This window comes from Pseudomonadales bacterium, from assembly GCA_013215025.1.
Classification (GTDB): Bacteria; Pseudomonadota; Gammaproteobacteria; order Pseudomonadales; family DT-91; genus DT-91.
The window spans coordinates 1-7,906 of the sequence record JABSRR010000089.1 but is presented as its reverse complement, the minus strand read 5'-3'; the positions used below and the strand labels follow the sequence as shown (position 1 = coordinate 7,906).

The window sequence follows — 7,906 nt, the reverse complement described above, 5'->3', positions numbered from 1 at the left end:
GCCTGAGCATAGAGGGGTTGTATATTAAGCGCTTAAGATTAAGGGCTTGAACATTAAGGGCTTGAACAAAAGGCACTCTATCGAGTAAGTAAAGCTGAGTGTATTTACCTAGAAAAGTGCCTTCGTTTGCTCGCAATCTATTTCATTAGGGCTTCTTTAGCCTTGTCTAGGTCAACCGAATCTTTAGCTTTGTCAGTATCGACAGACTTCATAGCTTTTTTATAATCAACCTCTTTATCTGAGACCGCATCTTTTAGCTTATCGGTGTCTACGGACTCTTTCGCCTTGTCCTTATCAACCGCATCGTATACCCCTTTATAATCAACAGCTTGCGCCGGCAGCGCGCTGATCAATAAAGTTGTGCAAGCTGCAAATAATAACGTTTTCATAACAGTATCCTTGTTGGTTTTTATCATTTAATTAATTTACGCACCCACTTGCCTTTCAAGTTTTGATACATATGCCCGTGCTTGCTGCGCTTAATCGCTTTTTCGTAAGCAAGCTTACCGACTTCACTGGGCTGCAATTTGTTTTTTAAGGCAATTTCGGTGTATTTGCCTTTACGGGCTTTATTCACCTTTTTCACCAAGTCTAGCACTTCATCACTCGGTTTGATGCCATCAGGAATACCTAAGTAGCCACTCGCCTTTTCACCGACATAGCCTTTAGCTTTGGCTTCATCAAGCGTTATTGCCCAGAGTGTAATACTGCTGCAGCACAGGCAAATCAGTAAACTGCGGCATACCATTTTCATCGTTATCATCACTTAAAAAATCTCCTCATCGTCAAACAAATCGTCCAGCTCTTGATCCACCTTCACTCGAATCTCATGTTCGATTTTAATATTCATATTTATCGTAATCGGTTCAGACGGCGCGGCTACCTGAACCGTTGGCGAGCAGGCCTGAAGTGAGCCAAGCATTAACAAAACGGAGGCAAGCAGGAGTGAAGCAGAAAATCTCATATATAATCCTTTATCGTGATGGCATCAGCTTAGCACAGCAGATTTGTTTTACTGATACTGTTTTTCAATTTTTTCGGTGATGCTGTCGATTGCATTAATACTGCGCATTTGCTGCATCACATTGTCATCAATATTCAAATTCAGGTTAATATCGCGACCATTTTCAAAGTCTGGGTTGCGCCCTTGCATCGTTACACCAAGCAACAGTTTACCCTCATCATTCAGGTCGACTGTCGACACCAATTGACGATATTGATAGTTGCTTAAAGCATCATAAACTAAGCGCATAGCAAGATTGCTGTCGCGTAATGCAGGGTCTTGATACTGTATCTGACCGCCCGGCGGCATTGAATAAATCAAACCATTACTGATGGTGAAATCACTGCCGTTCAGATTAAACGGCAACCTGCCATTCAAGGAACCTGAGCCACTTAGACCGGCTTGATCAATTAACTGCATTACCTCAGCCAGCGATAAATTTTCCAGCTTTAACAGCCCACTATGTTGCGACTTATTCAAGTCGAGTTGATAGCTGTCGAGACTTAATTCACCGTCTAATAAGTTTGCACGAAAATCCTGTATCTCTAAGACGTCATCATCACTAAAGCCGTTTAGCGCCAATGCCACATCGTTAATACTGATACCAGCATTGATCGCATCGGCTGTGATTTTACCAAAGCTAGAGTAGCGCAAATTGCCACCACGGCTCTGAACCATCAGATGACCATTCAGCCCTTCAAACAAATAATCCTCAAACGCCCCGCCTAACTGGCGCAAATAAATACTGCCATCTGCAAAAAACTTACTGCCCCAAAGTAGTTGACCATCTGCCGCGAGCTCGCCGGCATTTAGCCACACTGGCAAGGCCTGTTCCAGCCCCAACTGACTATGTAAAGGCAAGGCATCGCTCAACTGTAACGCAGGCATTAGCCATTCTGCCTCACCAAACCCCTGATCCATCTGATGCTGCCCCGTAAGCGTCAGCAGCTCCTGTTCTGCATGCTGCACCATCAGTTCAAATTGAATATGAGGCGCCGTAATTTTAATCGGTGCCTGTAACTGCATTTCAAACAACGATAACGCCTGAGCTGGCAGTTGAATATCGATCAGCTGCCCCATTACGCTCGCGCTGCCTTGCCAATGTTGCTCAGCAAAATCTAACGCCACGTCCTTAATTGCGAGCGATGCAGCGGCCATTGAAATAGCGTCTGCATCAAGATCGCCAAGGTCTAGCAATATCTCACTCGCTACCAAGGACCACATCGCATCAGCGCTAAGCTGCAGCTGCAGCTGCATTGTCTCAATCGCAAGTCTGGCTGTTTGCAAGGAACTGCCAGCATACTGCAGCCCTCGAAGCTGCAGTATGTTTTGATCTCTGAATGACAAACGCAGCAGATTGTCACTATCAACTGGCCATTGCCAATCGATAATGGCCGACAATTGGCTTGGTGCAAATGACCATGCAGGCGCTGGCGCCTGTGGTGACAACCAAGCCTGAATAGCGCGCTGCTGCAGAGGTGCCTCGAGTGACAACTCGCCATCACAAGCCAAATCAGTCGTACAGAATACCTCTGTCAGCTGAAGCGAAGCTGCCGTCGGTAAAGCCTTGTCAGGCTGCAGCAGCAACTTTAGCGACAGCGGTTCAATCTGACTCAATTGATTATCTTGCCAACGCAGCTGCCATGGCTTAACTAAATCAAGAGCAAGCAGAATATTTTCCGCCGGATGAGCAATAAAGCCGCTAACATCCGCCTTCAATGGCGCTTGTTGTTGCAGCGACATGTCCGCCTCAACAGCCGATAGATAGGCAGAGGCATGAGGCCACTGTGCATCAGCCTGTATCAGGTATATGCCTGCTGCGGTTTCAATAGCATGAGCTAAAGACTGCGCCAAACGCTCTGACATCTGTCCACTAGCGCTCGCTGCTTGCAAAAGTATTTCAAGTAATGCGGCTGGCTGCAATTGACTGCGAAGCGAGCATTGACTGTGTTGCGCATGGTCTTCGCAAANNANTTTTANCGGCCATAAACTCAGGCCATTTTCAGATTGCATTAAATTTGCATCGAGCAACACAGTCTGCGGTGCAAGATGCGCTGAGAGTTCAAATGCTAGCTCAGCCTGCTCCACGCCTAACTTGTAGCTGAATGGCGTTGCTAATGAGACTGGGCTGCTTTGATGCATGTCAGCACCAGCTTGATCAGCGCGAAAACGCAAACTTAAGGGCAGCATTGACGGTTGTTGCCGCCAAGTAATAGCGCTAATTGTTAGCTCGAAATCTGGGTCTAATTGCGACAGTAGCGGTGATAAATCCGCATACATGGCATTGACTGAGTTGTAAGGTAAGGATGACTGTTGATAGGGTGTTAGCCGCTGGGCCTTCGGCAAATGGCTAGCATCGCTTAAAGCTTTAGCATTGAGCGGCAAATTAATCTGCAGCGACTCGATGTGCAAACGATGAAGTTCAGCGTTAAGCCAATCCCCTTGCAAGTCAATGCCATCTAGGATTTGCTCATGACCATCAATTAACACATGCAGCTCTGACAGCCTGATTCGCGTTGTGCTAATTTGAATATCACCCAAATGATGCAGTGCTAAACCGGCCTGCTGATCCAGCACATGCGCATTCACGAGGTATATTGCTATCGGGCGAACCGCCTGCGCAATGATGAGCAGCAGCATTACGATTATCGCAAGACTAAACCCGAGAAAAACTTTCCACATATACAATCCATCGTTTAAGGAATCGCCATTATGATATACCGTTGCTTATAACGCACTGAAAATTCTGCGCCGCATGACAAATATGGGCTTAGGGGATTATCGAATCTAGGCGGATGCGTTACTATACAAAGCCTCTTTTTAAATGAATGCTGTTTATTATGTTTAAATTCTTAGGTGCTATTTTTGGTTTCAGTGCACTTGGCATTATCGGTGCTGCCATCGGTTTTTTTATTGGTTCAATGATTGACCGCAGTAGCCAATTGGGTATTGGTGCAGTCAACCCACTCTCGGCTAAATCCCGTCAGCAAAGCTTTTTAAAAACGGCTTTTCAACTGATGGGAAGATTAGCCAAGGCCGATGGTCATATTTCGCAGCAGGAAATTGACGGTGTTGAAGCATTAATGACCCAGATGGGCATGCAGGCTGATCACCGTCAGCAAGCTATCGCCTATTTTAAACAAGGCAGTGCTGCTGATTTTAATGTTGATCAATGCCTAGCAGAATTCAAACAGCACTGTGGCCAAACCAAAAGTTTAAATCAGGCATTATTGAGCTATTTGATTGTGTTAGCTATGGCTGATGGTGTACTCGATCAAGCTGAGCAGGCGCTACTGATCCATGTTGCTCAGCAATTGGGCTTTAGTCAGCAAGAATTTAATCAGCTGATGGCAATGATTGGCGCACAGAATCAGTTTGCTGGCGACAATGCGCAACAAGCCCCTATTGAACAGGCCTACGCAGCATTGGGGGTTAGTGAAAACGCCACCGACAAAGAAGTGAAACGTGCCTATCGTAAGCTGATCAGCAAATACCACCCCGATAAACTGATGGGCCAGGGTTTACCAGAGGATATGATTAAAGAGGCCACCGAACGCTCTCAGGAAATTCGCACGGCCTACGAACGCATACAGCAACATCGCGGCAACTAAGCCTTTATTGCGCAGCGCAGTAATAATTATTTCAATGCAAAAGAGACTGCCTAACTACTTGGTTTGATTAATTGGCAATCAAATCAATGTGTGCCAGAATTTCTGCAATATCAGATGGAATTGTTTATGCGAAACTCTTTTTTAACTCTTATGCTAAGCCTTATGATGCTTAGCGCATGCGGTTCAGGTGCGCCTGAGGCACTGGGCACCCTAGAATGGGATAGAATCAATGGTCGTGCGATTGCATCCGAAGTGATTACTGAAATCTATGTAAAGGAAGGCGACTTTGTAAGCACGCACCAAGCTTTAATCAAACTTGATGATAGTCTGCAGCAAGCCCACGTTAAAAAATTAGCCGCTGCCGTTGAGCAAGCTCGCTGGCAGGTACGAGAGCTTGAATCAGGTTATCGCAGCGAAGAAATTGCCTCGGCCAAAGCTGAACTCAATGCCAATACTATTAGCAGAAAAAACCAACAGGTTCAGTTTCAACGGCAAAAAGACCTGCGGGCACGCAATCTTAACAGTCAGCGTCAGCTCGATGATGCCGAGCAGCGTTATAAGCAGGCCTTAGGCGCAGAAGAAGTTGCACTGCAAAAATTAAACGAATTAGAGTCTGGCTATCGGGTAGAAGAAATCGAACAAGCGCGCGCTAATTTTCACGCTATCGAAGCGGAACTTGAGCTGCAGCAGCTATTACTCAGTCGATACACAGTGTATGCCGAACGGGCTGGTAAAGTCGACAGCCTGCCATTTAAACAAGGTGACAAGCCACCCATCAATGCAATCGTTAGTACGGTATTAGCCGGCGAGCAACCTTGGGCGCGGGTGTATATTCCTGAAACATGGCTTAGCCAGCTTAACATTGGCAGTGAGGTATTGATTACTGTCGACGGTATCGCGCAACCCATGCAAGGAAAAATTCGTAGCCTAGCCGATCAGCCAAGCTTTACCCCCTACTATGCCCTATCAGAACACAATCGCAGCAGACTGATGTTTGTTGCACAGATTGATATTCTTGATAGTCAGGCCACCGACCTACCACTCGGCATACCAGTGCAAATGCAAGCGCCCGCGCGCATTGCCGAGCCTTGATATGAACAACAGCGACGCGCATAGCGAGCTATACCCCCAGCCTGCCCCAGCCACAGCTAGCCAGCCAATAATTCGCGTGCATCAGCTAAGCAAGCGATTTGCAGATTTCTGCGCAGTTGATAATTTGAGCATGCAGATTCATGCTGGCCAAGTGCATGGTTTCTTGGGTCCAAACGGCTCTGGTAAAACTACCGCTATTCGCATGATGTGTGGATTATTAAGCAAAAGCGCTGGCGATGTCGAGGTGATGGGTCTGTCAATTGATGGACATGGGGAAACGATTCGAGATCAAGTGGGTTATATGACTCAACGCTTTTCGCTATACCAAGACATGACGGTAAAAGAGAATCTCGACTTCATTGCCAATATCCGCGGATTAACTGCCAGCCAGCGTCATCAGCGTGTGAGTGAAGTAATGCAGGAGTATAATCTGGCCAGTTTTCAGTCACGACTTGCCGGCCCACTGAGCGGCGGACAAAAGCGCCGACTCGCGCTTGCCGCCGCCGTTATCACAAAGCCAAAACTACTGCTGTTAGACGAACCCACATCAGAAGTTGACCCCAATACCCGACGAGATATGTGGCAGCGTTTTTTTCGCTTAGCTGCTGAGGGAACAACTATCTTGGTTTCAACGCACCTGATGGATGAAGCCGAGCGCTGTCACCACCTCACCATCTTAAATGAGGGCGTGAAAGTTGCAGACGGCCAAACACAGGCACTGAAACAACAGTTTCCACACAGCGTGGTGATTGTCGAAGGCGACCAGGTTGCTGCGATAAGCGATCGCTTGAAGCAGCACGAGAATATTATTACCGTGGCGCAAAGCGGTTTGCTACTGAGAGTAATTGTCGATAGTAATATTGATGAACCACTGCCAATGATTGCTGAGTTGCTTGGCCCAGATTATCAGCTGCGGCTCGCTGCGGTGAGCATCGAAGATGTTTTCGTTGCAGCCACACTCAAGGGCCACAATGATGCATAGTGCGCTGCGACGCATTCAAGCGATATGCCTGAAGGAGTTTATTCAACTTCGACGCGACAAGCTCACATTTGGCATGGTAGTAATGATACCGTTGGTGCAACTTTTATTGTTTGGCTATACGATTAATACCGATGTACGACACGTCCCTATCGCCGTGGTTGACCATGCACAAAATCAGTATTCAAGGCTATTGATCGAAGATATAAAAGCAAGCCAAGTCGTTAATGTCACCGCATTTTACAGCAGCCCTGCACAAATCATGCATCAGCTGCGGGCTGGCAGCATTGCAGCGGGTTTGGTCATACCCCGAGATATACAGACGCGCATCGAACATCAGTCAGCTCAGCCGGTCGCACATTTTATTGTCGATGGCTCCGATACGGTGATGGCCAGCGCACTTAAAAGCCTCAGCCTGATGCCAATAACGAGCAGCAATGGCGAACGCAGTCAGTCGTTTTCTAGCGGCATTACGGTTGAACTATTGTATAACCCAGAACAGCGCGCTGCGCTATTTACGGTACCTGGACTGTTAGGTGTTATTTTAACCATGACCTTAACAGTATTTACCGCCATTGCCATCGTCCGTGAGCGCGAGCGCGGCAATATGGAACTGCTTATTGCCACTCCGGTAAAAACCCTAGAATTAATGGTTGGTAAACTGATTCCCTATGTGATTATTGGCCTAATTCAAGTAGGCATTGTGCTACTGCTGGGTAAATTGCTATTTCAGCTACCCTTTATTGGTAGCCTCAGCTTATTGTTCAGCTGCTGTTTGCTGTTTATTTTTGCTAACTTAGGCCTCGGCTTATTTATCTCTACCCGTGCGGTGAATCAATTAGCCGCCATGCAGCTGGCCATTTTTGTTTTACTGCCGTCAATATTGCTGTCGGGTTTTATGTTTCCCTATCAAGCAATGCCAGTATTCGCTCAATGGCTAGCCGAATTGCTACCGATGACGCATTTTATTCGACTTGCGCGAGGGATTATTCTTCGCGGCGCAGAATGGCCTGACTTAATCGCTGAGATGAGTTTTTTGGCCGGTTTTTTTATGCTGACCTTGGGATTAGCCTTACGTGGCTTTAAAAAGCGCCTCGATTAACAGGTTGAGTTTGATGCAGATTGTTGCAGGCGCGACACTCTGTCAGGCATCACTGGAAAGGTTTGCGCTATAGACCTGCCAGGCAATCTTACGCCCGTAATAAACGGCTAGATATATCG

8 protein-coding genes are annotated in these 7,906 nt (G+C 46.9%); 4 read left to right on the top strand and 4 right to left on the bottom strand.

Going from position 1 to position 7,906, the window contains the following annotated elements; genetic code table 11:
* Nucleotides 1-137: 137 nt before the first annotated feature.
* Genes HRU21_07805 through HRU21_07790 form a run of 4 tightly spaced genes read right to left on the bottom strand, consistent with a single transcriptional unit; the run spans nucleotide 138 to nucleotide 3,685 of the window.
* A complete protein-coding gene (locus HRU21_07805; protein NRA42195.1) occupies nucleotides 138-389 on the bottom strand; it encodes a hypothetical protein in 252 nt (83 codons plus the stop codon).
* Nucleotides 390-412: 23 nt separating this feature from the next.
* Entirely contained in the window at nucleotides 413-748 is a 336-nt protein-coding gene (locus HRU21_07800; GenBank protein ID NRA42194.1) for a YdbL family protein, read from the bottom strand.
* Nucleotides 749-766: 18 nt separating this feature from the next.
* Nucleotides 767-964, bottom strand: coding sequence for a YnbE family lipoprotein (locus HRU21_07795; GenBank protein NRA42193.1), 198 nt, complete (start codon nucleotides 962-964; stop codon nucleotides 767-769).
* Between the two features lie 48 nt (nucleotides 965-1,012).
* Nucleotides 1,013-3,685, bottom strand: a complete 2,673-nt coding sequence (locus HRU21_07790) for a YdbH domain-containing protein (GenBank protein ID NRA42192.1) — start codon at nucleotides 3,683-3,685, stop codon at nucleotides 1,013-1,015.
* 158 nt (nucleotides 3,686-3,843) lie between these two features.
* Here HRU21_07790 and djlA point away from each other — a divergent pair, with 158 nt between their 5' ends.
* The 4 genes from djlA (at nucleotide 3,844) to HRU21_07770 (ending at nucleotide 7,787) form a co-directional block, all read left to right on the top strand.
* Nucleotides 3,844-4,614 carry a co-chaperone DjlA gene (djlA, locus tag HRU21_07785; GenBank protein NRA42191.1) on the top strand — a complete coding sequence of 257 codons (771 nt, stop codon included), beginning with the start codon at nucleotides 3,844-3,846 and terminating at the stop codon, nucleotides 4,612-4,614.
* A 126-nt stretch (nucleotides 4,615-4,740) separates the two neighbouring features.
* Nucleotides 4,741-5,706 carry an HlyD family efflux transporter periplasmic adaptor subunit gene (locus HRU21_07780; protein ID NRA42190.1) on the top strand — a complete coding sequence of 322 codons (966 nt, stop codon included), beginning with the start codon at nucleotides 4,741-4,743 and terminating at the stop codon, nucleotides 5,704-5,706.
* Between the two features lies 1 nt (nucleotide 5,707).
* Nucleotides 5,708-6,688 carry an ABC transporter ATP-binding protein gene (locus tag HRU21_07775; GenBank protein NRA42189.1) on the top strand — a complete coding sequence of 327 codons (981 nt, stop codon included), beginning with the start codon at nucleotides 5,708-5,710 and terminating at the stop codon, nucleotides 6,686-6,688.
* Nucleotides 6,681-7,787 carry an ABC transporter permease gene (locus HRU21_07770; GenBank protein ID NRA42188.1) on the top strand — a complete coding sequence of 369 codons (1,107 nt, stop codon included), beginning with the start codon at nucleotides 6,681-6,683 and terminating at the stop codon, nucleotides 7,785-7,787. Before HRU21_07775 ends, HRU21_07770 begins: the two co-directional genes overlap by 8 nt.
* Nucleotides 7,788-7,906: the final 119 nt, after the last annotated feature.